The 21,711-nt window shown below is 69.7% G+C and carries 22 protein-coding genes, 4 tRNA genes and 1 pseudogene; 18 read left to right on the top strand and 9 right to left on the bottom strand.

The genetic code is table 11. From position 1 onward, the window contains the following. Positions 1 to 2: 2 nt before the first annotated feature. The 3 genes from ACFY9V_RS27845 to ACFY9V_RS27835 all read right to left on the bottom strand — a co-directional run bounded on the left by ACFY9V_RS27845 (position 3) and on the right by ACFY9V_RS27835 (position 1,735). On the bottom strand, positions 3 to 725 hold the full coding sequence (locus ACFY9V_RS27845; RefSeq protein WP_391163453.1) for a hypothetical protein: 723 nt from the start codon (positions 723 to 725) through the stop codon (positions 3 to 5). Continuing rightward, entirely contained in the window at positions 722 to 1,036 is a 315-nt protein-coding gene (locus ACFY9V_RS27840; protein ID WP_355340301.1) for a hypothetical protein, read from the bottom strand. Before ACFY9V_RS27840 ends, ACFY9V_RS27845 begins: the two co-directional genes overlap by 4 nt. A gap of 210 nt (positions 1,037 to 1,246) precedes the next feature. After that, positions 1,247 to 1,735 (bottom strand): YajQ family cyclic di-GMP-binding protein, encoded by a 489-nt coding sequence (locus tag ACFY9V_RS27835; protein ID WP_188284013.1) that lies wholly within the window; start codon positions 1,733 to 1,735, stop codon positions 1,247 to 1,249. A gap of 248 nt (positions 1,736 to 1,983) precedes the next feature. Between ACFY9V_RS27835 and ACFY9V_RS27830 the strand changes: the two genes are divergently transcribed. Both ACFY9V_RS27830 and ACFY9V_RS27825 read left to right on the top strand, forming a co-directional pair. After that, positions 1,984 to 2,065, top strand: a tRNA-Tyr gene (locus ACFY9V_RS27830). Between the two features lie 105 nt (positions 2,066 to 2,170). Continuing rightward, entirely contained in the window at positions 2,171 to 2,359 is a 189-nt protein-coding gene (locus tag ACFY9V_RS27825; protein WP_355340298.1) for a hypothetical protein, read from the top strand. A gap of 17 nt (positions 2,360 to 2,376) precedes the next feature. Here the strand turns inward: ACFY9V_RS27825 and ACFY9V_RS27820 are convergent. Next, positions 2,377 to 2,670: pseudogene (locus ACFY9V_RS27820) on the bottom strand (site-specific integrase); the annotation flags it as partial. 833 nt (positions 2,671 to 3,503) lie between these two features. Between ACFY9V_RS27820 and ACFY9V_RS27815 the strand changes: the two are divergent. Beyond that, a complete protein-coding gene (locus ACFY9V_RS27815; RefSeq protein ID WP_355340295.1) occupies positions 3,504 to 4,718 on the top strand; it encodes a restriction endonuclease in 1,215 nt (404 codons plus the stop codon). A 92-nt stretch (positions 4,719 to 4,810) separates the two neighbouring features. Here the strand turns inward: ACFY9V_RS27815 and ACFY9V_RS27810 are convergent, their stop codons facing one another. From ACFY9V_RS27810 to ACFY9V_RS27800, 3 genes are all read right to left on the bottom strand, one after another. After that, on the bottom strand, positions 4,811 to 5,704 hold the full coding sequence (locus tag ACFY9V_RS27810; RefSeq protein ID WP_391050413.1) for an HNH endonuclease: 894 nt from the start codon (positions 5,702 to 5,704) through the stop codon (positions 4,811 to 4,813). 491 nt (positions 5,705 to 6,195) lie between these two features. Next, entirely contained in the window at positions 6,196 to 6,855 is a 660-nt protein-coding gene (locus tag ACFY9V_RS27805) for an NAD(P)H-binding protein (RefSeq protein ID WP_391163450.1), read from the bottom strand. Positions 6,856 to 6,865: 10 nt separating this feature from the next. Further along, positions 6,866 to 8,143, bottom strand: a complete 1,278-nt coding sequence (locus ACFY9V_RS27800) for an amidohydrolase family protein (protein ID WP_355340286.1) — start codon at positions 8,141 to 8,143, stop codon at positions 6,866 to 6,868. A gap of 488 nt (positions 8,144 to 8,631) precedes the next feature. On the opposite strand from ACFY9V_RS27800, the gene ACFY9V_RS27795 reads away from it, so the two are divergent. The 8 genes from ACFY9V_RS27795 (at position 8,632) to ACFY9V_RS27760 (ending at position 14,390) form a co-directional block, all read left to right on the top strand. Further along, positions 8,632 to 8,704: transfer RNA gene (locus ACFY9V_RS27795), tRNA-Thr, on the top strand. A 45-nt stretch (positions 8,705 to 8,749) separates the two neighbouring features. Continuing rightward, positions 8,750 to 8,822, top strand: a tRNA-Met gene (locus tag ACFY9V_RS27790). 86 nt (positions 8,823 to 8,908) lie between these two features. Beyond that, positions 8,909 to 9,073 carry a 50S ribosomal protein L33 gene (rpmG, locus tag ACFY9V_RS27785; protein WP_004571794.1) on the top strand — a complete coding sequence of 55 codons (165 nt, stop codon included), beginning with the start codon at positions 8,909 to 8,911 and terminating at the stop codon, positions 9,071 to 9,073. 201 nt (positions 9,074 to 9,274) lie between these two features. Next, positions 9,275 to 9,787, top strand: a complete 513-nt coding sequence (locus ACFY9V_RS27780; protein ID WP_391163447.1) for a MaoC family dehydratase N-terminal domain-containing protein — start codon at positions 9,275 to 9,277, stop codon at positions 9,785 to 9,787. Then, positions 9,784 to 10,212, top strand: a complete 429-nt coding sequence (locus ACFY9V_RS27775; RefSeq protein ID WP_355340280.1) for a MaoC family dehydratase — start codon at positions 9,784 to 9,786, stop codon at positions 10,210 to 10,212. Before ACFY9V_RS27780 ends, ACFY9V_RS27775 begins: the two co-directional genes overlap by 4 nt. 110 nt (positions 10,213 to 10,322) lie before the next feature. Further along, positions 10,323 to 10,880, top strand: coding sequence for a helix-turn-helix domain-containing protein (locus ACFY9V_RS27770; RefSeq protein ID WP_355340277.1), 558 nt, complete (start codon positions 10,323 to 10,325; stop codon positions 10,878 to 10,880). Between the two features lie 117 nt (positions 10,881 to 10,997). Continuing rightward, a complete protein-coding gene (locus ACFY9V_RS27765; protein WP_355340274.1) occupies positions 10,998 to 12,443 on the top strand; it encodes an MFS transporter in 1,446 nt (481 codons plus the stop codon). An 891-nt stretch (positions 12,444 to 13,334) separates the two neighbouring features. Then, positions 13,335 to 14,390: a UDP-N-acetylmuramate dehydrogenase gene (locus ACFY9V_RS27760; protein ID WP_391050447.1), complete on the top strand. Its 1,056-nt coding sequence runs from the start codon at positions 13,335 to 13,337 to the stop codon at positions 14,388 to 14,390. On the opposite strand, the gene ACFY9V_RS27755 is transcribed toward ACFY9V_RS27760, so the two are convergent. Further along, positions 14,380 to 15,516 carry an adenosine deaminase gene (locus ACFY9V_RS27755; RefSeq protein WP_391163445.1) on the bottom strand — a complete coding sequence of 379 codons (1,137 nt, stop codon included), beginning with the start codon at positions 15,514 to 15,516 and terminating at the stop codon, positions 14,380 to 14,382. The genes ACFY9V_RS27760 and ACFY9V_RS27755 overlap by 11 nt on opposite strands. A gap of 100 nt (positions 15,517 to 15,616) precedes the next feature. Continuing rightward, positions 15,617 to 16,855 carry a pyridoxal phosphate-dependent aminotransferase gene (locus tag ACFY9V_RS27750; protein WP_355340268.1) on the bottom strand — a complete coding sequence of 413 codons (1,239 nt, stop codon included), beginning with the start codon at positions 16,853 to 16,855 and terminating at the stop codon, positions 15,617 to 15,619. A 344-nt stretch (positions 16,856 to 17,199) separates the two neighbouring features. Here ACFY9V_RS27750 and ACFY9V_RS27745 point away from each other — a divergent pair. The 7 genes from ACFY9V_RS27745 to rplL all read left to right on the top strand — a co-directional run bounded on the left by ACFY9V_RS27745 (position 17,200) and on the right by rplL (position 21,465). Next, a tRNA-Trp gene (locus ACFY9V_RS27745) sits at positions 17,200 to 17,272 on the top strand. A 106-nt stretch (positions 17,273 to 17,378) separates the two neighbouring features. Next, complete coding sequence (gene secE / locus ACFY9V_RS27740) at positions 17,379 to 17,657, top strand: preprotein translocase subunit SecE (RefSeq protein WP_391050448.1); 279 nt, start codon at positions 17,379 to 17,381, stop codon at positions 17,655 to 17,657. Between the two features lie 74 nt (positions 17,658 to 17,731). Beyond that, complete coding sequence (nusG, locus tag ACFY9V_RS27735; protein ID WP_391163443.1) at positions 17,732 to 18,655, top strand: transcription termination/antitermination protein NusG; 924 nt, start codon at positions 17,732 to 17,734, stop codon at positions 18,653 to 18,655. A 160-nt stretch (positions 18,656 to 18,815) separates the two neighbouring features. Further along, the gene (gene rplK / locus ACFY9V_RS27730) at positions 18,816 to 19,250 is read left to right on the top strand and encodes a 50S ribosomal protein L11 (protein ID WP_355340262.1); all 435 of its coding nucleotides are present in this window, start codon (positions 18,816 to 18,818) and stop codon (positions 19,248 to 19,250) included. A gap of 101 nt (positions 19,251 to 19,351) precedes the next feature. Then, the gene (gene rplA / locus ACFY9V_RS27725) at positions 19,352 to 20,077 is read left to right on the top strand and encodes a 50S ribosomal protein L1 (protein WP_355340259.1); all 726 of its coding nucleotides are present in this window, start codon (positions 19,352 to 19,354) and stop codon (positions 20,075 to 20,077) included. 353 nt (positions 20,078 to 20,430) lie between these two features. Beyond that, the gene (rplJ, locus tag ACFY9V_RS27720; protein ID WP_355340256.1) at positions 20,431 to 20,997 is read left to right on the top strand and encodes a 50S ribosomal protein L10; all 567 of its coding nucleotides are present in this window, start codon (positions 20,431 to 20,433) and stop codon (positions 20,995 to 20,997) included. Positions 20,998 to 21,081: 84 nt separating this feature from the next. After that, complete coding sequence (rplL, locus tag ACFY9V_RS27715; protein WP_355340253.1) at positions 21,082 to 21,465, top strand: 50S ribosomal protein L7/L12; 384 nt, start codon at positions 21,082 to 21,084, stop codon at positions 21,463 to 21,465. The last annotated feature ends 246 nt before the right edge of the window (positions 21,466 to 21,711 follow it).

Below are 21,711 nucleotides of genomic sequence, written 5' to 3'. Positions count from 1 at the left end.
GCTCAGCTCACCTTCTCGGCGGACCCGGCGGGGTCGTCGTCGGCGTACACGAAGCGGAAGGTCTCGGTGATGCCGTCGAACAGCTCCAGCATCGGCTCGGCGAGGGCGAGTTGGGAGGTCGCCCCGCTGATCACCGCGACCCGAGGGTCGCCGCCGGGGAACGGTACGAAGGTCTGCATCAGCACCATCCGGACCGTACGGTCGTCGTCCGGCAGCTCGATGTCGTCGATCCCCTCGCTGCGCGCGGCGGAACCCGCGTCCGGCAGCTCCACCAGCTTGATCCGGCGCCACGGGTCGGTCGGCCTGCGGCCCGCGGCGACCGGCTTGAGCGCCGCCACCAGCGCCGCCAGATTGCCGCCCGCCCCGCCTGCCCCGCCGCCGGGCCGCTCGCCGTCCGCCGTGCCGTCCGCCCGGTCGTCGGCTTCCAGGACCGCGATCGTGACGCTCGCCGTCAGCGGTGCCTCGTCGCTCAGGTCGGCCAGCGCGCCGAAGTACAGCACCCCGGTCTGCCAGGCCTCGTCCGCCGTACGGGTCAGCGTGCGGATGAGCGCCGTCCTGGAGTCGGCCAACTCCGGCCGTTCCTGGACCCGTTCGCGTACGACCTCACGTATCGACGCGTCGCGCGTGGCCGGATGGATGTCGAACTCGTACCAGGAGCTGGGCACCAGGATGTTCACCCCGCGCACCGGCGACGTGCCGGAGGGGGCGGAAGAGGACACGGTCACGGCTGACCGCCGCCCTCGTGCTTGGCCAGCGCGTCCTTCAGCTCCTGGTCGGTCTTGGTGAGCTCGTCCACGACGGCCTGCGCCATCTTCGCGACGCTCTCCAGACCGCTGTCGATCTCCTTACGGCCGTCCTTCCAGCCGTGCATGAAACCGTCGAGCGCGTCATGCGCCCTGGACGAGCCCAACTCCCCGTTGCCGAGAGCGCGATCGACCTGCCCGGTGTCGTCCATCCGCGTCTTGACCGATCTCAGCCCCGTCGCCAGGTCGCTGAGCCCGATCAGACTTATCGTCAGATCTCCTTTGGCGGACATGCCTGGTACTTCCCCGTTCCCCGTTGCCTGTCTTGGCCAGGCAGCCTATCGCCGGGGGCGCGGGGCGCCACAGGGATTCGGCGTCCACGGGGATGGGGGCGGCCACGGGGATGGGGCGCCGACGGGGATGCGGCGGCCACAGGGGTGCGGCGTCCACGGGGGAAACCGGCGGGAGGGCCGCGACGCGGGCCGCGGCCTCCCGGCTTGGAATCAGCGGTAGTTGACGAACTGGAGGGCGAAGTCGAGGTCCTTGCCCTTGAGCAGGGCCTGGACGGACTGGAGGTCGTCGCGGCTCTTGGAGCTGACGCGCAGCTCCTCGCCCTGGACCTGGGCCTTGACGCCCTTGGGACCCTCGTCCCTGATGATCTTCGCGACCTTCTTGGCGTTCTCCTGGGAGATGCCTTCCTCGATCGAGGCGAAGATCTTGTACTCCTTGCCGGAGAGCTGCGGCTCGCCCGCGTCCAGCGCCTTCAGCGAGATTCCCCGCTTGACCAGCTTGGTCTCGAAGACGTCCAGGATCGCCTTGACGCGCTCCTCGGAGTTCGCCTCCATCAGGATCTTCTCGCCCGACCAGGCGATCGAGGCCCCGACGTTCTTGAAGTCGTACCGCTGCGAGATCTCCTTGGCGGCCTGGTTGAGGGCGTTGTCGACCTCCTGCCGCTCGACCTTCGAGACGATGTCGAAACTGGAGTCGGCCATCTTCAGTGGGCTCCTTGGGTATCGCTTGTCTGTCTTCCATCACATCCGCGGCCCGATCCCCGGACCACCATCCCCAAAGACTAGGGCCTGTCGTGTGGATCTCCGCGGGGAAGGAGCGGTGTCCGGTGCGCGCGGACACAAGGCGGAGGCGGTGATCAATCCGGTGGCGAACCACCCCTCCGGATCGGGTATCGTTTACGTCGTCGCCACGGCACCCCGCACCCAGCGGATCCGCGGCTTCATCCCATGGCGGTATGCCCGAGTGGCCAATGGGAACGGACTGTAAATCCGTCGGCTATGCCTACCGTGGTTCGAATCCACGTGCCGCCACGCTGCCTGAGGGGCCTGTGACCAGCATCTTCGCTGGACACAGGCCCCTCAGTCGTTCTCGACGACTGCTGTGCCGGAATGGTGAGAGCTGACGGGGGGCATCGCATGAGCAAGCGGCGGTATGTGGCGCGGGGTGTCCCGGGTGGATACCGCATCTGGGACAACAAGGGGCGACGCTGGTGGGGCGACCTCTATGAGCTGTGCCCGGACGACCTCACGGCAGAACTCAACGGCGGGGCCGACCCCGGCAGGATCACCGCACTCATGAAGCGCTACCGGGCGCTGAAGCGGTAGCCGTCACGCCTGATCAGCTACCGCCAGCGCATCAGAGCGGCGTCGATCCGGTCGTTCGCCATGCTGGTGGCTCCGTCCAGGCACTTGGCGTAGACCTTGAGCAGCACGGCGACCGAGTGGCCGGCGCGGCGTGCGACCTCGACAGGGTCGACGCCGGAGTTCAGCCACAGCGACACACACGCGTGGCGCAAGTCATACGGGCGGGCACCGAGAGGCGACGCCAGTTGGTCCGGCGTGAACGACTGCTTCCGGGCCCGCGCCCACACCTCGCCGTACCCGCTTTCCTGGACGATGCCGCCGCCTGCTTGCCGTCGAGCCGGAGCGTGAAGCCAGTCAGCACCTTCCGCAGCAACAGCGGGTCGTCCAGGGCGCTGACAGGGACGGTGTGGGCCGCGACCCAGACTGGCCTGGCCGGCCAACCGCATTCGGCGGCGGCCAGCGCTCCGTCTCACGGGCCTTGATCCGGTCGGCCGGGTGGGCGCGCCGGCGCTGCTCGACGGGGCGTCCGGCCCGTGCCATGTAGCACTAGGGGGTGCGCGGGCAGCACCGGGGATCAGGCCGCATCGTCGGCCTCCCGCACGCACGGGACGCACAAGCGGTGCCGAGTGGAGATCACGTACGGCCGCACGGTCCGGCACGCGGGGCAAGTACGGCTGGCGCGCATCGTCGCGTGATGCGCACGCCACTGCAGGTGGATGACTACGCCGACCCAGAATTCGCTCTTGCCAGGGACGTGTGTCGCTGGTGGCAGTGAGCACCTTGCAGATCGACACAATCGTCTCGGTCACGAGGATCATGGATTCGTCCAGCCTCAGAGCAGTCCTGAGGGATGGATCGACAGTGCGCCGGTACATGGCAGCTCTCGATTGAATAAGTGGCGACGGGCACCGGGTCCTGCACCGCGGCGCCTCTTTTCCCTCAGGTCCATGCACCACCTCAGCGGTACCGACGAGGTGCTCCACTTGACACAGAATTAGTGCCGCAACCGGCTCGCCCACTACGCCACCGTAGTTGGAGAATCTGACACTGGCGTCGTCCTTCCAACCCTGCGCCAGCGCAGTTGTGATTGAAGAGCTACGAACCTCTTGCGACGACCGCAGGTCGACTCTGATGAATGTCAGCCTGGGTTGGTAGAAGTACTTGTATGCCTCTCTCGCCGCAAGCACCAGGCCAGGACGTCCCCTTCGACCAGCTCAAGCACTCTGATCTCGCGGTGGACGCTGTCTACGCCGGCGGAGCGTCAGGGCACTCCGGCGACGACGCGCTCGCTCAGTTGCTGCCAGGTACTGGTAACCAGGGTGGGTTCCGCTACGCCGGCTCGCCGGCCAAGGGGACTGTCCGGCTGGTCGTTCTGTACACCAGCGGGGGAGAGGTGGACTGGCCTGACTATCTGGACACCGGGACAGGGACATTCACCTACTACGGCGACAACAAGACGCCGGGCAAGGGCCTGCATGAGACTCCGCGCAAGGGCAATGTTCTCCTGCGGGATGCCTTCGAGCACTCCCACGGGACGGCCCTGGTCCGGGGTGCCAAGGTGCCGCCTTTCCTGCTCTTCGAGAAGGCCCGAGCCAAAGGGCGGGCGGTGCGTTTCCGAGGCCTGCTTGCCCCGGGGGGACCCACTCTGACCGCGGATGACGAACTGGCGGCGATCTGGCGGTCAACCGAGGGGAAGAGATTCCAGAACTACCGCTCGCGCTTCACGGTGCTGGATGTCGAGCTGGTCCCCCGCAGTTGGATCGGTCACGTCCTGGGAGGCGGCGATGTGCTTGGAGGAGAGTGCCCTGAGGCGTGGAAGGCATGGGTGCAGAGTCGTGTCTACCGGCCGCTGCTGGCGCCGGCCACGACTGCCATCCGTTCCACTGCGGACCAGCTCCCTTCTGACAAGACAGGGCAGGCTGTGCTGGATGAGATCCGGCAGCACTTCCGCGGGAGGGAAAGTGACTTCGAGGCGTGCGCAGTGGCCGTTTGGCGGTTGATTGCCCCGTCTACTGGCGCAGTCGATGTGACGCGGCCCAGCCGCGACGGCGGTCGTGACGCTGTAGGCGTCTACGTGCTCGGCGCTCCGGCAAACCCGATCAGCATCGATTTCGCACTTGAGGCCAAGTGCTACGGCCCGGGCAACGGCGTTGGAGTCCGCGAGGTCTCGCGTCTGATCTCGCGAATCCGTCACCGCAATTTCGGCGTGCTGGTCACCACGTCCTACTTCAACCGGCAGGTACAGAGCGAGGTCCAGGAAGACGGACACCCGATCGCGCTTGTCTGCGGGCGCGACATCGCGGACGCACTCCGGCAGCACGGCAGGGCCACCGTCGCTTCGGTGCGTGACTGGCTCCAGCAGAGCTTCCCCCGGCTATAGCAGGCACGTGGCCATCTCGGGCGAAGTTCTGCCCCCGGCATGTAACGGCCGGGGGCAGAACTTCGACGGCATCCGGTGAGGCATGCAGACAGCTAGTCGCCGGCTGCTTTGCGGCGCTTCCGCTCGCGCTCGTATGCCTTGACCGCGGCAGGTGCTCCTTCGGGAGGCCACGGTTCCCAGGAGCGCAGCTCGTAGGTCACCGAGGTCACGCCGTTCTCCTTGAACCGGTGGGCAATGATCTCCCACCCCAGGATGAACCGCAGTTCGCGCAGCCGCTTCATCGGGTCTCCCCGGTGCGTCTCGCGCGCCACGATGTGGATGAGCTCCACTGGGGTTGCCTCCCCTCTGCTCGCGAAGGCCTTGAGGAGCTCTCCGATCCGTTCCCAGGGATTGGTGCGGTAGATGGCCTGTCCGAACGCCTCTCTGTAGGGCGCCAGAGACTTGAAGAAGGCGCGCTTGCCGTTGTTGTGCGGCTGGCAGAGCGGTTCCAGATTGTCCAGCTCCGTCTCCCCGCCCCAGGACCGCGGAACGATGTGATCGATCTGGAGCCGGGCATCCTGCGGCCCGGCACCGCACATCGCGCAGAAACGCCCTTTCACGGTGAAAACCTCTGCCTGAAGCCGCGGGCTGATCCTCCCTGAGTCGCTGGCCGGCGTCTCACTCCACGCGTCGAGCCGGTAGACCCACTTCCCGTCTCCTTCCCGCCGGTAGGAAGTCACTGTGAAGTGGTCACGGACCTCCCGTAGGCGGCGCTGGGCTTGTACGTTGCCCTTCCCGAAAACGTCACGAGAGCGCTCGACCCACTCATCCATGGTCGGCGGATCGTCGCGGCGCTGCAGCAAGAAGCGGCATGCTTCGGCCGTCTCCCGGCTCGAAAACAGCGCCTCAATCTCCGGGCTGTCCCACTCTGGCAGTGGCCGTTCCGCAGCCTCACCTATGGCCGTCACTCGCGCCTCCCTGACGAACGCCGATTGAAGTGCCGACAACGAGAGATTGTAGGAGGGCGGCATGACGCCTGGCAACGCATTTCTGTCATGCCGCCTAGGCGCGACAGAGTCTCAAACAGCCTCAGAGCTGCGCCTTTGGGTACTTTACCGCCGCCGGACTGCTCTCCCGACTGCTGGTTTTCCGGCGGCGAGATGGATGCAGGACCGACTGTTCGGGCCACGCAGAGGGGATTGCACGGGTGGGGCGGAGGAGGTTTCAGCGGAGCCAGCTCATGTCAGCGGGAGGCAGGTTTGTCCGCTGAGGCCGTACCAACGCCAATTCCATGATCATCCCCCGTGTGTGTCCCAACGGGGCCTCCTGAAACCAAAACTGCTGCTCGGATGGGGTGAAACCGGCGCACTGTAAATCCGTCGGCTCTGCCTACCGTGGTTCGAATCCACGTGCCGCCACATCATGAGAACGGCCCCCCGGCCTGCTGAAGAGCAGGGCGGGGGGCCGTTTTGGTGTGTGTGCGGGGGAGGGGGAGGGGTTAGGGGAGGGCGGCGGTGCGGAGGGCTTCGGGGATGGTGTCGGTGCCGGAGACGAGTTCGAGGGTGAGGCCGGCGGTCGAGGGGGTCAGCAGGAGGCCGGCCAGGACGGCGGCGACGTCGTCGCGGGGGATGGAGCCGCGGCCGGTGGAGGGGGCGAGACGGACGCGGCCGGTGCCCGGGTCGTCGGTCAGGGCGCCGGGGCGCACGATCGTCCAGTCCAGGTCCGTACGCGCGCGGATGTCGTCGTCGGCCGCGCCCTTGGCGCGCAGGTACTCGGTGAAGACGGGGTCACCCCCGCTCGCCCGGGCGTCGGCGCCCATCGAGGAGACCACCAGATAGCGCCGTACGCCCGCCTGTTCGGCCGCGTCTGCGAAGAGCACGGCCGCCGCGTGGTCGACGGTGTGCTTGCGGGCGGCCCCGCTGCCCGCACCCGCGCCCGCCGCGAAGACGGCCGCCTCGGCGCCCTCCAGGACGGCGGCCACCTCCGCGACCGTCGCCGATTCGAGGTCCAGGACGACCGGCTCGGCGCCCGCCGCCCGCAAGTCGTCGGCCTGGGCCGGGTTACGGATCAGCCCGACCACACTGTCACCGCGCTCGGCGAGCAACCGCTCAAGCCGCAACGCGATCTGTCCATGTCCACCAGCGATCACCATGCGCATGGACGTGACGCTACGCCTCGCGGTGCGACTGACGCGGGAGGTCGAGCGCGGCCTCGCTGGCCGAGTCGCAGTATTCGCGCACCGCGCTCGTCCGCGAGACCACCCGGCCCCGGTGGATGACGATCCGGCTGTACGCCAGGGAGAGCACCGCCTCGACACCCTCCCCGCGCACCGCCAGCAGCTCGGCCGGGAAACCGGCCTCGACCCGTACCTCCGGCAGCCCGAGCACGGCCCGCGCCCGGCCGCTGACCGCCGCGTACGCCTGCGCCGCGCCGCACTCGCCGTAGGAGGCGAGCAGGAAGGCGGCCTCCAGCGGATCGCCGCGGCCGACCGGATTGGCCAGGTCGCCCAGCGCCCCGCTGCCCGCCGTGACCCGGACGCCCGCCGCGCGCAGCCGGCGGACCGGGGTGTGCGGACCGCCGCCGCGGCGTACGGAGTCCAGCGCGCCGCAGCCGCCCTGGGGGAGCGCGGTGACCGAGATCCCGGCGGCGGCCAGCCGCTGCGCGGCGGAGTCGATCGCCTCGGGAGGCAGCGCGCCGAGACCGTGGCACGGGCCGAGGGTGACGCCCGGCCGCAGACCGCCCGCCATCGCGGCGAGCCGGGCCAGCCGGGCCGGGTCGTCGGCGGCGGTGTGCAGGTCGACCGGGAGCCCGAACTCGGCGGCGAGCGAGAAGACGGCCTCGGCGTACCCGCTCGGGTCCGGGTCCAGATCGGGGCAGCCGCCGACCACCGCGGCGCCCATCTTCAGCGCGTCGCGCAGCATCGCGAGCCCGTCCGCGCCCGCCGCGCCGGTCAGCAGCCGTGGTACGGCGACGGTGTGCAGGTCGACGAGCCCGCGTAGCGCCCGCCGCGCCTGGAGCACGGCTTCGAGCGCCTGCAACCCCTGGACGTCGCCGATCCGCACATGGCTGCGCAAAGCGGTGGCGCCGTGGCCGAGTTGGAGCAGCGCGGCCTCGGTGGCGCGCCGCTGCACATCGGCGGGGTCGTCGGACGGCGGCCCCGCGGCGCCCGCGGTCAGCGCCAGGTCGAGGTGGGCGTGCGGCTCGGCGGGCGCGGGCAGCAGCAGATATCCGCGCAGGTCGATACGGGTGCCGTCGGCCGGACGGCGTGACCCGTCGGCGGTACGGCCCGCGGCGGGCGCGAGGCTGCCGGCGGTGCCCACGGCCTCGATCCGGGGGCCGCTGAGCCGTACGTCCACGGTCCGGCCGTCGGTCAGCCGGGCGCCGCACAGCAGCAGGGTGGCGGTTTCTGCGGCGGTGCGGGCACTGTCGCGAGGGCTGTCGGTCATCGCGCTCCTCCGGTGCGTGCAGGGCGGGCGGCGGGAGGCAAGATCACGCAAAGCCGAGCTTAGGGGTCAGCACGGCACACACCTGACAGGAGGGCATTAGTCGTACCGGTGGGGGTCGTGAGACGGGGCACACGGTACGGCCGGCGCCGCGCGGGGGAGCGGACGCGCTCGCGTTCCGGTGCGCCCGGAACTCGTACGCGCCGGCGCGCGGTTCGCGGGTGCGGGCGGACGCGGTTCCGCGCGGAGAGCGAGGGCGGGTACGGCTCCTGGCAGGCGCGACTCGGGCGGTCGCGGCGGCGCGGGCGGACGCTCGTGGCGGCGGCGCGAACAGGCCCTCGTACGGGGCCCGTCGGCCACCCGGCGCGCGGCGGCCGGGAGGTGATCACGTCCTGATCAGGGGGTGGGCGTGACGCCCCGCGACGCCCGATGTGCCCTGCCCGATACGGATTTCACGTATCGCGGCGGACCGTGTAATGTCTTCCTCGCTCGCCCCAATAGCTCAGTCGGTAGAGCGTCTCCATGGTAAGGAGAAGGTCTACGGTTCGATTCCGTATTGGGGCTCAGATGGATCGGTTCCCCGCCGCCAGGCGGGGACCAGTTCGTCAAAGCGGCGTAGCTCAGTCGGTAGAGCAAGCGGCTCATAATCGCTGTGTCACCGGTTCAAGTCCGGTCGCCGCTACTCACCGTAGCCGATTGTGGGATCGGTCCCTCAGTCGGCTACTATTCTCATGTTCAAATCACCCCCGTTCGTCAAGGAGCACTCACGTGGCCGCCACAGACGTCCGCCCGAAGATCACGCTGGCCTGCGTGGAGTGCAAGGAGCGGAACTACATCACCAAGAAGAACCGGCGCAACGACCCGGACCGTCTTGAGATGAAGAAGCACTGCCCGCGTTGCAACGCGCACACCGCGCACCGCGAAACGCGCTGACTCCAGGCCGTAGCAGTACCGCGAGGCCGTCCCCGTCACCGGGGGCGGCCTCGACGTATTGCCCGGTGGGAGCCGTACGGATCAGCTGAACCGTTACGCCTCCGCTAGCGACCCCCCGCGCCCGTACGACTTCCGTACGTATGTCGTACGCTGCCCCCGATCCCGCCCGCTTCCCGCCCGCTTCCCGCACCGGAGGTGCCGATGGCTCTGGACCAGTCCTTCGTGGGGCGGAGTTATCCGCCCACCGCCGCCTATGAGGTGGGCCGGGAGAAGATCCGCGAATTCGCCGAGGCGGTCGGGGACACCAACCCGGCGTATATGGACGCGGACGCGGCCAAGGCGCTCGGGCACCGCGATGTGATCGCCCCGCCGACCTTCGCCTTCTCGATCACCTTCAAGGCCGCCGGCCAGGTCGTCCAGGACCCGGAGCTGGGCCTCGACTACAGCCGGGTCGTGCACGGCGACCAGAAGTTCGCGTACACGCGCCCGGTCATGGCCGGTGACCGGCTCTCGGTCACCTCCACCATCGAGGCGATCAAGTCCCTGGCGGGCAACGACATCATCGACATCCGCGGCGAGGTCCACGACGAGTCCGGCGAGCACGTGGTGACCGCCTGGACGAAGCTGGTCGCCCGCGCGGCGGAGGACGACCCGCGCAGCGGCAGCGGGAACGGCTCGGGGAACGCTTCGGCGAACGCGGAGGGCGCGGCATGACGGCGACGATCGGTTACGCGGACGTCGAGGTCGGCACCGAACTGCCCGCGCGGACCTTCCCTGTGAGCCGCGCCACGCTCGTGCAGTACGCGGGCGCATCCGGCGACTTCAACCCGATCCACTGGAACGAGAAGTTCGCCCGCGAGGTCGGCCTGCCCGACGTCATCGCGCACGGCATGTTCACCATGGCCTCGGCGATCCGGGTCGTCACGGACTGGGCCGGCGACCCGGGGGCGGTCGTCGAGTACGGCGTACGGTTCACCAAGCCCGTCGTCGTGCCCAACGACGAGCAGGGCGCGCTCATCGAGGTGACCGCGAAGGTCGCCGCCAAACTGGACGACCAGCGGGTGCGGGTCGACCTCACCGCGACGTCCGCGGGCCAGAAGGTGCTGGGCATGTCCCGCGCCGTGGTCCGGCTCGCCTGAGACGTAGAAGCGCAGGTAAGGGGTGCCCATCCAGGTGGGTGCCCCTTACGTTTGCCCGTGTCTCCCGTACCGCGGTTGACAGGTTAGTTATGGACCACTAACTTACTCGTATGGTCAGGATGAGCGCAGAGGAGAGGCGCGAGAGCGTCATCCGCGCGGCGATGAGCGAATTCGCCCGCGGCGGCTACAACGGCACGTCCACCGAGACGATCGCCCGCCGGGTGGGCGTCTCGCAGCCGTATCTCTTCCGCCTCTTCCCGAACAAGGAGGCCATGTTCCTGGCGGCGGCCACCTACTGCCTGGAATCGACGCGCCAGGTCTTCGCCGATGTGGCCGAGGACGAGACGGACCACGAGGGCAAGCTCAAGGCGATGGGGAACGCGTATCAGACGCTGATCTCCGACGACCCCGAGCGGCTGCTGATGCAGATGCAGATGTATGTCGCGGTCGCCGCCGCCGAGGCGTCCGGGGACCACGAATTCGGCCGTTCCATCCGTGAGGGGTGGGAGGCGCTGTGGGAGACCCTGCATCTGGAGCTGGGCGCGGACGTCGAGCAGACCACGCAGTTCCTCGCCTACGGAATGTTGATCAACACCCTGGTGTCGCTGGGCTTCCCGGCCGACCACCGCATCTGGGAAGGGCTGTACGAGACGGCCCGTCCCGAGTGAGGCGCCGCGCCTTTCGGGGCGCGGAGTCATCGGTTTTTTCTGTCCGCTGAAGTTAGTCATCCATAACTAACCACGACGGCTCGAAGCCGTCGCAGTACGCACTCCACAGGGGGAGTCATGACCCAGCAAGCAGCAGAAGGCCGCAGGCCAGGCACCGCCGCCTGGGCTCTGATCATCACCAGCGTCGCCGGATTCATGGCGGCCCTCGACAATCTCGTGGTCACCACCGCGCTGCCGTCCATCCGCAAGGACCTCGGCGGGGCGCTGTCCGACCTCGAATGGACGGTCAACGCCTACACGCTCACCTTCGCCGTCCTGCTGATGTTCGGCGCGGCGCTGGGCGACCGCTTCGGCCGCCGCAAGCTCTTCCTCACCGGCCTCACGATCTTCACCGGCGCGTCCGCCGCGGCGGCCCTCGCGCCCACCATCTCCATGCTCATCGCCTTCCGCGCGCTCCAGGGCGTCGGCGCCGCGATCATGATGCCGCTCACGCTGACGCTGCTCACCGCGGCGGTCCCTGCCGAGCGGCGAGGCGCCGCGTTCGGGATCTGGGGCGCCGTCAACGGCCTCGCCGTCGCCAGCGGGCCGCTCATCGGCGGCAGCCTGACCGAACACATCTCCTGGCAGTGGATCTTCTGGCTGAACGTTCCGCTCGGCATCGCCCTCATCCCGCTGGCCCGGCTGCGCCTCAACGAGTCCACCGCGCCCGGCGCCCGGCTCGACCCGCGCGGCACCGCGCTCATCAGCCTCGGGCTGTTCGGCGTCGTCTACGCGCTGGTCAACGCCACGACCAAGGGGTGGACCAGCGGGCCGGTGCTCGGCGGGCTCATCGGCGGCGCGGCGCTCGTCGCGGCCTTCATCCGGCACGGGGCGACCTCGCCGAACGCCATGCTGCCGATGCGGCTGTTCCGCAGCCGCGGGTTCTCGGCCATCAACGCGGCCAGCATGCTGATGTTCACCGGGATGTTCGGGTCGATCTTCCTGCTCAGCCAGTTCCTGCAGAACGTCGTCGGCTACTCGCCGACCGAGGCCGGGCTGCGCATGCTGCCGTGGACCGGTATGCCGATGATCGTCGCGCCGATCGCCGGGATTGTCTCCGACCGGATCGGGGGGCGGCCGGTGGTCGCGGCCGGGCTCGCCCTTCAGGCGATCGGGCTCGGGTGGTTCGCGACGATCATCTCGCCGGACGTCTCGTATCTGGCGCAGCTTCCCGCGCTGATCATCAGCGGGGCCGGGATGGCGCTGTTCGTGGCGCCGGCCACGGCGCTGGTGATGGGGAGTGTGCGGGGGGCGGAGCAGGGGATCGCCTCGGGGGCCAACAACGCGCTGCGTGAGGTGGGGGGAGCGCTGGGGATCGCGGTGCTGGGCTCGATCTTTTCCGCGCAGGGCGGGTACGGGTCGGCTGACGCCTTTGTCGACGGGTTGACGCCTGCGCTGTGGGTTGGTGCCGCTGTGCTCGGTGTCGCCACGGTCGCGGCCCTCCTCCTTCCCCGCCGTCCCTCTCCCACCTCCCTCGACTCCACCCCGTCCTCCTCCCCCCGCGACCTCCAGCCCACCGCCTAGCCCGTTCCTGGCCGTCCTGGCCGTTCCTGGCCCTCTTGACCCCCGTGCCCGGCTTGGGTGCGGGGGTCAGCCCTTTCTTCCACCGCCCTGTCCCTGGTGTCGGTCCCGGGCCGGGGCACCTCCTCGAGCTGCGTGCTGCCTGCTCCTTTCCCATTCGTCCACGCCCTGTCGGCACGCAAATCTGCGGGGGCACCCCGCCCCGTCCCCTCCGGCCCGTCTGCGAGTGACGGTTCGTGGTGGGTGGGGGGAGGGGGTGGGGGCGGTCCGCCGTGGGTGGGGGGCTAGCGGGGCGGTTCGCCGTGGGGTGGGCGGAGGGGGGTGGGTGGGTTCCGGGCCTTCCGGCCCGTCTGCGGGTGACGGTTCGCCGTGGGGTGAGGGCTGGGAGGGGGCGGTTCGCCGTGGGGTGGGCGTCGGGGGCGGTGGCACATGCTCGTTCGGTACGGGTGCGGGTGGTGTTTGTGGTGGGGGTGGGGGCGGCCCTTTTGGTACGGGTGCGGGTGGCGGGGCGTGGGGGGTGGGGGGCCTTTGGTTGGTTGGCGGGCGGGGGGCTCGGGGCCTTCACTTCTGGGGGGCGGTTGCGCGGGGCGGTACGCCGCGAAGGCTCCCTCCCTCCTCAGCTACAGCGGACAGGCGGGCGCCGACGGACCGGAGGGGACGGGCCGGGGTGCCCCCGCAGGGGGACGAACGGGCAGGGGCAGAAGCAGGCGCAGGTGGCCGCAGGTTCGTCGCCCGAGGAGGTGCCCCGGGCCGGGACCGACCAGGCACGGGCGGCACCCGCAGACGAAGAAAGCACCCGCACGGGTGGGCGGGTGGGCAAAGACGCCCCCCCACGCAAGCGGGCCGGGAAAAGAAGGGAGGGGGCGGGCCCCCTAGGGTGAGGGGGTGGACGTAATGGAGAAGGCGCCGCTGGCCCCGTTGACAACCTTCCGCGTAGGCGGCCCCGCGCACCGCCTGATCACGGCGGCCTCGGACGCCGACGTCATCGCCGCCGTCGCCGCGGCGGACACCACCGGCGACCCCCTCCTGATCGTCGGCGGCGGCAGCAACCTCGTCGTCGGCGACCGCGGCTTCGAGGGAACGGCGCTACGGATCGCCACCCGCGGCGTGACCCTCGACGGCACCTCGCTTGAGGTCGCCGCGGGCGAGACCTGGAGCGACGTCGTGGCGCGGACCGTCGCCGCCGGCCTGGCCGGAATCGAGTGCCTGGCGGGCATCCCCGGCTCGGCGGGGGCGACGCCGATCCAGAACGTCGGCGCCTACGGCCAAGAGGTGTCGACGACGATCACCGAGGTCGTCGCGTACGACCGCCGGACCCGCGAGACGGTGACGCTGGCGAACGACGCGTGCGCCTTCTCGTACCGCCACAGCCGCTTCAAGGCGGAGCCGCACCGCTACGTCGTGCTGCGCGTCCGCTTCGGACTGGAGGACGCGGGCGGGCTCTCCGCCCCGGTGAAGTACGCGGAGACCGCCCGCGCCCTGGGCGTGGAACCCGGCGACCGGGTGCCCCTGGAGAAGGCGCGGGAGACGGTGCTGGCGCTGCGCGCGGGCAAGGGCATGGTGCTGGACGAGGCCGACCACGACACCTGGTCTGCGGGCTCCTTCTTCACCAACCCGATCCTGACCGCCCCGGAGCACGCCGCGTTCCTGGAGCGGGCGAAGGAGCGGCTCGGCCAGGACACGGCGCCGCCGTCGTACCCGGCGGGCGAGGCCGGTCAGGGCCTCACGAAGCTCTCGGCGGCCTGGCTGATCGACAAGGCGGGGTTCACCAAGGGGTACGGCAGCGGCCCGGCGCGGATCTCCACCAAGCACACGCTGGCGCTGACCAACCGCGGCGGCGCGACCGCCGAGGATCTGCTGGCGCTGGCCCGCGAGGTACGCGACGGCGTCCACGCGGCGTTCGGCGTGACGCTGGTCAACGAGCCGGTCCTGGTGGGCGTCAGCCTGTAGACCCGACGACCCTCCCGGCAGAGCCCACCGCACCCTCGGGAGAGCCCGCCCCCTCGGGAGAGCCCGCCCCCTCGGGAGAGCCCGCACCCTCACGAGAGCCCCCGGCCCCCTCCGGTGTCGCCTCCCACTCGGCGATCCCCGCCAGCAGCCGCCGGCGTACGTCCTCCGGCGCGCGGGAGCCCCGTACGGACTGCCGGGCCAGCTCGGCCAGTTCGGCGTCGGTGAAGTCGTGCGAGGCGCGGGCGATCTCGTACTGGGCGGCGAGCCGGGAGCCGAAGAGCAGCGGGTCGTCGGCGCCGAGCGCCATCGGCACGCCCGCCTCGTACAGGGTGCGCAGCGGTACGTCCTCGGCCTTCTCGTACACGCCGAGCGCGACGTTGGAGGCCGGGCAGACCTCGCAGGTGATGCCCTTCTCGGCGAGGCGGCGCAGCAGCCGAGGGTCCTCGGCGGCGCGGACCCCGTGCCCGATACGGCCCGCGTACAGGTCGTCGACGCAGTCGCGGACGCTGGAGGGCCCCGCCAGCTCCCCGCCGTGCGGGGCCGCGAGCAGGCCGCCGTCGCGGGCGATGGCGAAGGCGCGGTCGAAGTCCCGTGCCAGACCGCGCCGTTCGTCGTTGGAGAGCCCGAAGCCGACCACGCCGCGGTCGGCGTACCGGACGGCGAGCCGGGCCAGCGTACGGGCGTCCAGCGGGTGCTTCATGCGGTTGGCGGCGACGACCACGGCCATGCCGATCCCGGTGTCCCGCGAGGCGGTGTGCACGGCGTCCAGCACGATCTCCATCGTGGGGATCAGCCCGCCGAGCCGCGGCGCGTACGAGGTCGGGTCGACCTGGATCTCCAGCCAGCCGGAGCCGTCCGCCGCGTCCTCCTCGGCGGCCTCGCGGACCAGCCGCTGGATGTCCTCCGGGGTGCGCAGGCAGGAGCGGGCGATGTCGTACAGCCGCTGGAAGCGGAACCAGCCGCGCTCGTCGGTGGCCCGGAGTTTGGGGGGTTCGCCCGAGGTCAGCGCCTCGGGGAGGTGCACGCCGTGCCGGTCGGCCAGTTCCAGGAGCGTGCCGGGGCGCATGGAGCCGGTGAAGTGCAGATGCAGATGTGCCTTGGGGAGCTGACGGACCTCGCGTGCCATTCCAAGATCCTGCTATACGACAGCCCCCGTCCGGTACCACTTTCTCCGAACGGGGGCTTGCCCGAATGCAAAAACGGATCGCCGCAGCGTCCGAAGGGGCTCAGTCCTTCGCCTCGCCCAGCAGCTTCTGGAGCCGCGAGACGCCCTCTTCCAGGTCCTCGTCGCCGAGCGCGTACGAAAGCCGCAGGTAGCCCGGGGTGCCGAAGGCCTCACCAGGCACGACCGCGACCTCCGCCTCGTCCAGGATCAGCGCGGCCAGCTCGACGGAGTCGGCCGGGCGCTTGCCGCGGATCTCCTTGCCGAGCAGCGCCTTCACCGACGGGTAGACGTAGAACGCGCCCTCGGGCGTCGGGCAGACGACGCCGTCGATCTCGTTGAGCATCCGCACGATGGTGCGGCGGCGGCGGTCGAAGGCGGTCCGCATCTCGGCGACCGCGTCCAGGTTCCCCGAGACGGCGGCCAGCGCGGCGACCTGCGCGACGTTGGAGACGTTCGAGGTGGCGTGCGACTGGAGGTTCGTCGCGGCCTTGACCACGTCCTTCGGGCCGATGATCCACCCGACCCGCCAGCCGGTCATGGCGTACGTCTTCGCCACGCCGTTGACCACGATGCACTTGTCGCGCAGCTCGGGCACGGCCGTCGGCAGCGAGGTGAACGTCGCGTCGCCGTACACCAGGTGCTCGTAGATCTCGTCGGTCAGCACCCACAGGCCGTGCTCGACGGCCCAGCGGCCGATCGCCTCGGTGTCGGCGGCGCTGTACACGGCGCCGGTGGGGTTGGACGGCGAGACGAACAGCACGACCTTGGTGCGCTCGGTGCGGGCCGCTTCGAGCTGCTCGACCGAGACCCGGTAACCGGTGGTCTCGTCCGCGACGACCTCGACCGGCACGCCGCCCGCGAGCCGGATCGACTCGGGGTAGGTGGTCCAGTACGGGGCGGGCACGATGACCTCGTCACCCGGGTCGAGGATCGCGGCGAACGCCTCGTAGATGGCCTGCTTGCCACCGTTGGTGACCAGCACCTGCGACGGCTCGACCTCGTAGCCGGAGTCGCGGAGCGTCTTGGCGGCGATGGCCGTCTTCAGCTCGGGCAGACCGCCGGCCGGGGTGTAGCGGTGGTACTTCGGGTTGCGGCACGCCTCCACCGCGGCTTCGACGATGTAGCCGGGCGTCGGGAAATCGGGCTCTCCCGCGCCGAATCCGATGACCGGGCGCCCGGCGGCCTTGAGGGCCTTGGCCTTGGCGTCGACGGCCAGCGTCGCGGACTCGGAGATCGACCCGACGCGGGCCGACACCCGACGGTCGGTGGGAGACTGTACGGGGGGAGTAGCTGCGCTCATGACTGCATGGTCCCAGACGCGGGGGAGGCCCGGCACCCAGGTTTGCGGACCTGTCCGGACTGTGAACACACCCGGTGCGCGCCGGGGGTCCGCGGCCCCGTCGGCACCCGACCGGCACCTGACCAGCGCCTCGCCGGAATCTCGCCGGCACCCCGCCGGAACCTCCTCGGCACCCCACCGGCACCCCGTCGACACCGCGTCAAAACGTCAACGGAACGCGGCCGGAACCTGATCGGACGCAAGGCGTTCGACGGAGGGCCGCGAAACACGTACACTCATCCGTCGATGGCCTTCCCACCGGCACCGCGGTTCCGCAATGCTGCGGTACGTTGGGGGAGTCGCAAAGGGTCGTAGCTCAATTGGTAGAGCACTGGTCTCCAAAACCAGCGGTTGTGGGTTCGAGTCCCTCCGACCCTGCTCCACACGTCACCCGACGGACGTGGGCAGGTAAAGCACTCGCCGTACCGCGCGACGGGCGCGACACGGCCACGACCCGGAGTCAGGTGAGGACGTAGTGACTGAGATCACGGACTCCATCGAGGCCCCTGAGCCTGACACGTCCGAGGACGACGAGAGTCGGAAGCCCCGCCGCGGCGGCAAGCGCGGCAAGAAGGGCCCCCTCGGTCGGCTGGCGCTCTTCTACCGCCAGATCGTCGCGGAACTCCGCAAGGTCGTCTGGCCGAGCCGCAACGACCTGATCACCTACACCACAGTGGTGATTGTCTTCGTTGTCGTCGTCATCGGTCTCGTCAGCGTGGTTGACTGGGGATTCTCGAAGCTCGTTTCGTACGTCTTCGGCTGATCCCGCGGTGGGCGCCGGTCCACGGGCGCCTGTCCGCATGTTCCACCCCTTGAAGTCAGGAAGAAGCAGTCACCGTGTCTGACCCGAACGTGTACGACGCCGACGAAACCGTTGAGGGCGACGACACCGCGCTCGACATCGTCGAGGCCGCCGACGGCGAGATCGACCAGGCCGAGGCTGCCGACCTGAACGCCGGCGAAGCCGCCGAGCAGGCCGCCGTCCACGAGGACGAGGACGAGGAAGCCGCCGAGGCCGCCACGGACGAGGCGGACGACGACGAGGCGGACGACGAGTCCGACGAGGACGTGGCGGCCGCCGCTGAGGACGAAGCGGCTGAGGACGAAGCGGACGAGGACGACGGCGAGGCCGCCGTGTCCGAGCCGGTCGTGGACGCGGTCGCCGCCTTCCGCGAGGAGCTTCGCACCCTGCCCGGCGAGTGGTACGTGATCCACACCTACGCCGGTTACGAGAACCGCGTGAAGTCCAACCTGGAGCAGCGCGCCGTCTCGCTCAACGTCGAGGACTACATCTACCAGGCCGAAGTGCCCCAGGAAGAAGTCGTCCAGATCAAGAACGGCGACCGCAAGACCATTCGGCAGAACAAGCTCCCCGGCTACGTGCTGGTGCGCATGGACCTGACGAACGAGTCGTGGGGCGTCGTCCGCAACACCCCCGGTGTCACCGGCTTCGTCGGCAACGCGTACGACCCGTACCCGCTGACCCTCGACGAGATCGTGAAGATGCTCGCCCCGGAGGTGGAGGCCGCGGCCGAGGCCGCCGCCATCGCCGAGGGCACCGCCCAGCCGCGCAAGGTCGAGGTCCAGGTGCTGGACTTCGAGGTCGGCGACTCGGTCACCGTCACCGACGGCCCCTTCGCGACGCTCCAGGCGACGATCAACGAGATCAACGCCGACTCGAAGAAGGTCAAGGGCCTGGTCGAGATCTTCGGCCGCGAGACCCCGGTCGAGCTGAGCTTCGACCAGATCCAGAAGAACTGAGACTTTTCCAGCGGCCCCCGTTCGACGGATTTCCGTCGGCCGGGGGCCGCTGTGTCCCCCGGCCACCGGCCGGTTTCAGGATGCGGGCCAATACCCGCTAAAGTGGTGCGGTATGCCTGTACGCAGGCACGAACACTCTCAACAGGACCCGGAGAGAGCAATGCCTCCCAAGAAGAAGAAGATCACGGGGCTGATCAAGCTCCAGATCAACGCCGGCGCGGCCAACCCGGCGCCGCCGGTCGGCCCCGCGCTGGGCCAGCACGGCGTGAACATCATGGAGTTCTGCAAGGCCTACAACGCGGCGACCGAGTCGCAGCGCGGCATGGTGATCCCGGTGGAGATCACGGTCTACGACGACCGTTCCTTCACCTTCATCACCAAGACGCCGCCGGCGGCCAAGCTGATCCTCAAGGCCGCGGGTGTCGAGAAGGGCTCCGGCGAGCCGCACGTCAAGAAGGTCGCCAAGCTCACCCGCGACCAGGTTCGGGACATCGCCACGACGAAGCTCCCCGACCTGAACGCGAACGACCTGGACGCCGCCGAGAAGATCATCGCCGGCACCGCCCGCTCCATGGGCATCACGGTCGAGGGCTGACGCCCGAGCGACAGAGGCGAGGGCTGACGCCCCGCCGGTTCATCTGTGGCAGGGCCTGCTCGGCCCGTACCACGACTCCCCTTCACCAACAGGAGCAGTAAGTGAGCAAGCGCAGCAAGTCCCTTCGCGCTGCCGACGGCAAGATCGACGCGGAGCGCCTGTACGCCCCGCTCGAGGCCGTCCGGATCGCCAAGGACACCGCGACCACCAAGTTCGACTCGACCGTCGAGGTCGCCTTCCGCCTGGGTGTCGACCCGCGCAAGGCCGACCAGATGGTCCGTGGCACCGTGAACCTTCCGCACGGCACCGGCAAGACCGCCCGGGTCCTGGTCTTCGCGACCGGTGACCGTGCTGCGGCCGCGGAAGCCGCGGGAGCCGACATCGTCGGCTCCGACGAACTGATCGACGAGGTGTCGAAGGGCCGTCTGGACTTCGACGCCGTCGTCGCCACCCCGGACCTCATGGGCAAGGTCGGCCGTCTGGGCCGCGTGCTCGGTCCCCGTGGCCTGATGCCGAACCCGAAGACCGGTACGGTCACCCCGGACGTGGCGAAGGCTGTCACGGACATCAAGGGCGGCAAGATCGAGTTCCGCGTCGACAAGCACTCGAACCTGCACTTCATCATCGGCAAGGTCTCCTTCGACGAGACCAAGCTGGTGGAGAACTACGCGGCGGCCCTGGACGAGATCCTGCGTCTCAAGCCGTCCGCCGCCAAGGGTCGTTACATCAAGAAGGCCGCCGTGAGCACCACCATGGGCCCCGGCATCCAGGTCGACCCCAACCGCACCCGCAACCTCCTCGTCGAGGAGGACCCGGCGTCCGTCTGATGACGACGCGGGGCCACGCGTAAGGCGTGCGGCACCATCCGAAGTCCGGCCTCCGTGCACACCGCACGGGGGCCGGATTTGGTGTTGTCAGGACCCGTCCCGTACGCTTCCCGAGAAGCCAAAGACCGCTGGTCGTTGCCGTGCCCCGAAAAGGGCGTGGCGGCCGAAGGATCCGCTAGCTGCGGATGGCCCGCGCAGGTGATCGTGGATGAACTCCGGAAGAGATTTCCGCCGAGCGGAAGTCGATTCCGTCGAGTCACGCCCCGTGCGCCTGCGCCGGGGCGTTCGTTTTTGCCAAGTCCCCTCCTTCAATTCCGTGCGGTCCGCAATCACCCGGAAGGAGGCCGAGACTCATGGCGAGGCCCGATAAGGCTGCCGCGGTTGCCGAGTTGACGGATCAGTTCCGCTCCTCGAACGCCGCTGTGCTGACCGAGTACCGCGGTCTCACCGTGGCGCAGCTCAAGACGCTGCGCCGTTCGCTCGGTGAGAACGTCACGTACGCCGTGGTGAAGAACACGCTGACCAAGATCGCGGCCAACGAGGCCGGGATCAGCACGCTCGACGACCTGTTCGCGGGTCCGTCGGCCGTCGCCTTCGTCGCCGGTGACCCGGTCGAGGCGGCGAAGGGTCTGCGCGACTTCGCCAAGGACAACCCCGCTCTCGTCATCAAGGGCGGTGTCCTTGACGGCAAGGCGCTGTCCGCCGACGAGATCAAGAAGCTCGCGGACCTCGAGTCCCGCGAGGTTCTGCTCGCCAAGCTGGCGGGCGCCATGAAGGCCAAGCAGTCGCAGACTGCCGCGCTCTTCCAGGCGCTGCCCTCGAAGTTCGTCCGCACCGCGGAGGCGCTTCGTGCCAAGCAGGCCGAGCAGGCAGAGCAGGGCGGTGCCGGTACGCCGGCTCCCGCCGAGGCTGCGGAGTAACCACTCCCGCAGTCCAGCGGGCTCCGAGTACGCCCGCCGACATCGACAACCGGCACCAGCCGAATTAGTGGAAGGACCGCCATCATGGCGAAGCTCAGCCAGGCCGAGCTGCTCGAGCAGTTCGAGACCCTCACCCTCATCGAGCTCTCCGAGTTCGTGAAGGCCTTCGAGGAGAAGTTCGACGTCACCGCCGCCGCCCCCGTCGCCGCCGCCGGTGTCGCCGGTCCGGCCGCCGTCGCGGACGCCGCCCCGGAGCAGGACGAGTTCGACGTCGTCCTCACCGCCGCCGGTGACAAGAAGATCCAGGTCATCAAGGTCGTGCGTGAGCTGACCTCGCTCGGCCTGAAGGAGGCCAAGGACCTCGTGGACGGCGCCCCGAAGCCCGTCCTGGAGAAGGTCGACAAGGCTGCCGCCGACAAGGCCGCCGAGTCCCTCAAGGCCGCCGGCGCCTCGGTCGAGGTCAAGTAACACCGAGCGGCACCCAGCAGTCCCCGTACGGCCCGCACAGGGCCGGACAGCCGTAGGGCGGTCACCCATCCGGGTGGCCGCCCTACGGCGTTCCCGCGTCCTTGTGGCGGGGCGGTGCCACCGTCCGGATAAGGTGATCGTTCCCGCACGGGACCTGCTCCGGGAGCCATCCGGCAGGGGGGCCGGGCGCGGGGCTGTGAGCATCTCTGCCAGGCCAGGGCCTTGACGAACCGCACGCGGCGCGCA

It is taken from the genome of Streptomyces sp. NPDC008317 (assembly GCF_042955955.1).
GTDB lineage: Bacteria > Actinomycetota > Actinomycetes > Streptomycetales > Streptomycetaceae > Actinacidiphila.
This window is presented reverse-complemented; position numbering and strand designations above follow the sequence as displayed.

Bases quoted from the DNA above. Each gene is read 5' to 3' on its own strand.
- ACFY9V_RS27840 (WP_355340301.1), bottom strand. From the start codon at position 1,036: ATGTCCGCCAAAGGAGATCTGACGATAAGTCTGATCGGGCTCAGCGAC.
- ACFY9V_RS27835 (WP_188284013.1), bottom strand. From the start codon at position 1,735: ATGGCCGACTCCAGTTTCGACATCGTCTCGAAGGTCGAGCGGCAGGAG.
- ACFY9V_RS27825 (WP_355340298.1), top strand. From the start codon at position 2,171: ATGAGCAAGCGGCGGTATGTGGCGCGGGGTGTCCCGGGTGGATACCGC.
- ACFY9V_RS27815 (WP_355340295.1), top strand. From the start codon at position 3,504: ATGCCTCTCTCGCCGCAAGCACCAGGCCAGGACGTCCCCTTCGACCAG.
- ACFY9V_RS27805 (WP_391163450.1), bottom strand. From the start codon at position 6,855: ATGCGCATGGTGATCGCTGGTGGACATGGACAGATCGCGTTGCGGCTT.
- ACFY9V_RS27800 (WP_355340286.1), bottom strand. From the start codon at position 8,143: ATGACCGACAGCCCTCGCGACAGTGCCCGCACCGCCGCAGAAACCGCC.
- ACFY9V_RS27780 (WP_391163447.1), top strand. From the start codon at position 9,275: ATGGCTCTGGACCAGTCCTTCGTGGGGCGGAGTTATCCGCCCACCGCC.
- ACFY9V_RS27775 (WP_355340280.1), top strand. From the start codon at position 9,784: ATGACGGCGACGATCGGTTACGCGGACGTCGAGGTCGGCACCGAACTG.
- ACFY9V_RS27770 (WP_355340277.1), top strand. From the start codon at position 10,323: ATGGTCAGGATGAGCGCAGAGGAGAGGCGCGAGAGCGTCATCCGCGCG.
- ACFY9V_RS27765 (WP_355340274.1), top strand. From the start codon at position 10,998: ATGACCCAGCAAGCAGCAGAAGGCCGCAGGCCAGGCACCGCCGCCTGG.
- ACFY9V_RS27760 (WP_391050447.1), top strand. From the start codon at position 13,335: ATGGAGAAGGCGCCGCTGGCCCCGTTGACAACCTTCCGCGTAGGCGGC.
- ACFY9V_RS27755 (WP_391163445.1), bottom strand. From the start codon at position 15,516: ATGGCACGCGAGGTCCGTCAGCTCCCCAAGGCACATCTGCATCTGCAC.
- ACFY9V_RS27750 (WP_355340268.1), bottom strand. From the start codon at position 16,855: ATGAGCGCAGCTACTCCCCCCGTACAGTCTCCCACCGACCGTCGGGTG.
- rplK (WP_355340262.1), top strand. From the start codon at position 18,816: ATGCCTCCCAAGAAGAAGAAGATCACGGGGCTGATCAAGCTCCAGATC.
- rplJ (WP_355340256.1), top strand. From the start codon at position 20,431: ATGGCGAGGCCCGATAAGGCTGCCGCGGTTGCCGAGTTGACGGATCAG.
- rplL (WP_355340253.1), top strand. From the start codon at position 21,082: ATGGCGAAGCTCAGCCAGGCCGAGCTGCTCGAGCAGTTCGAGACCCTC.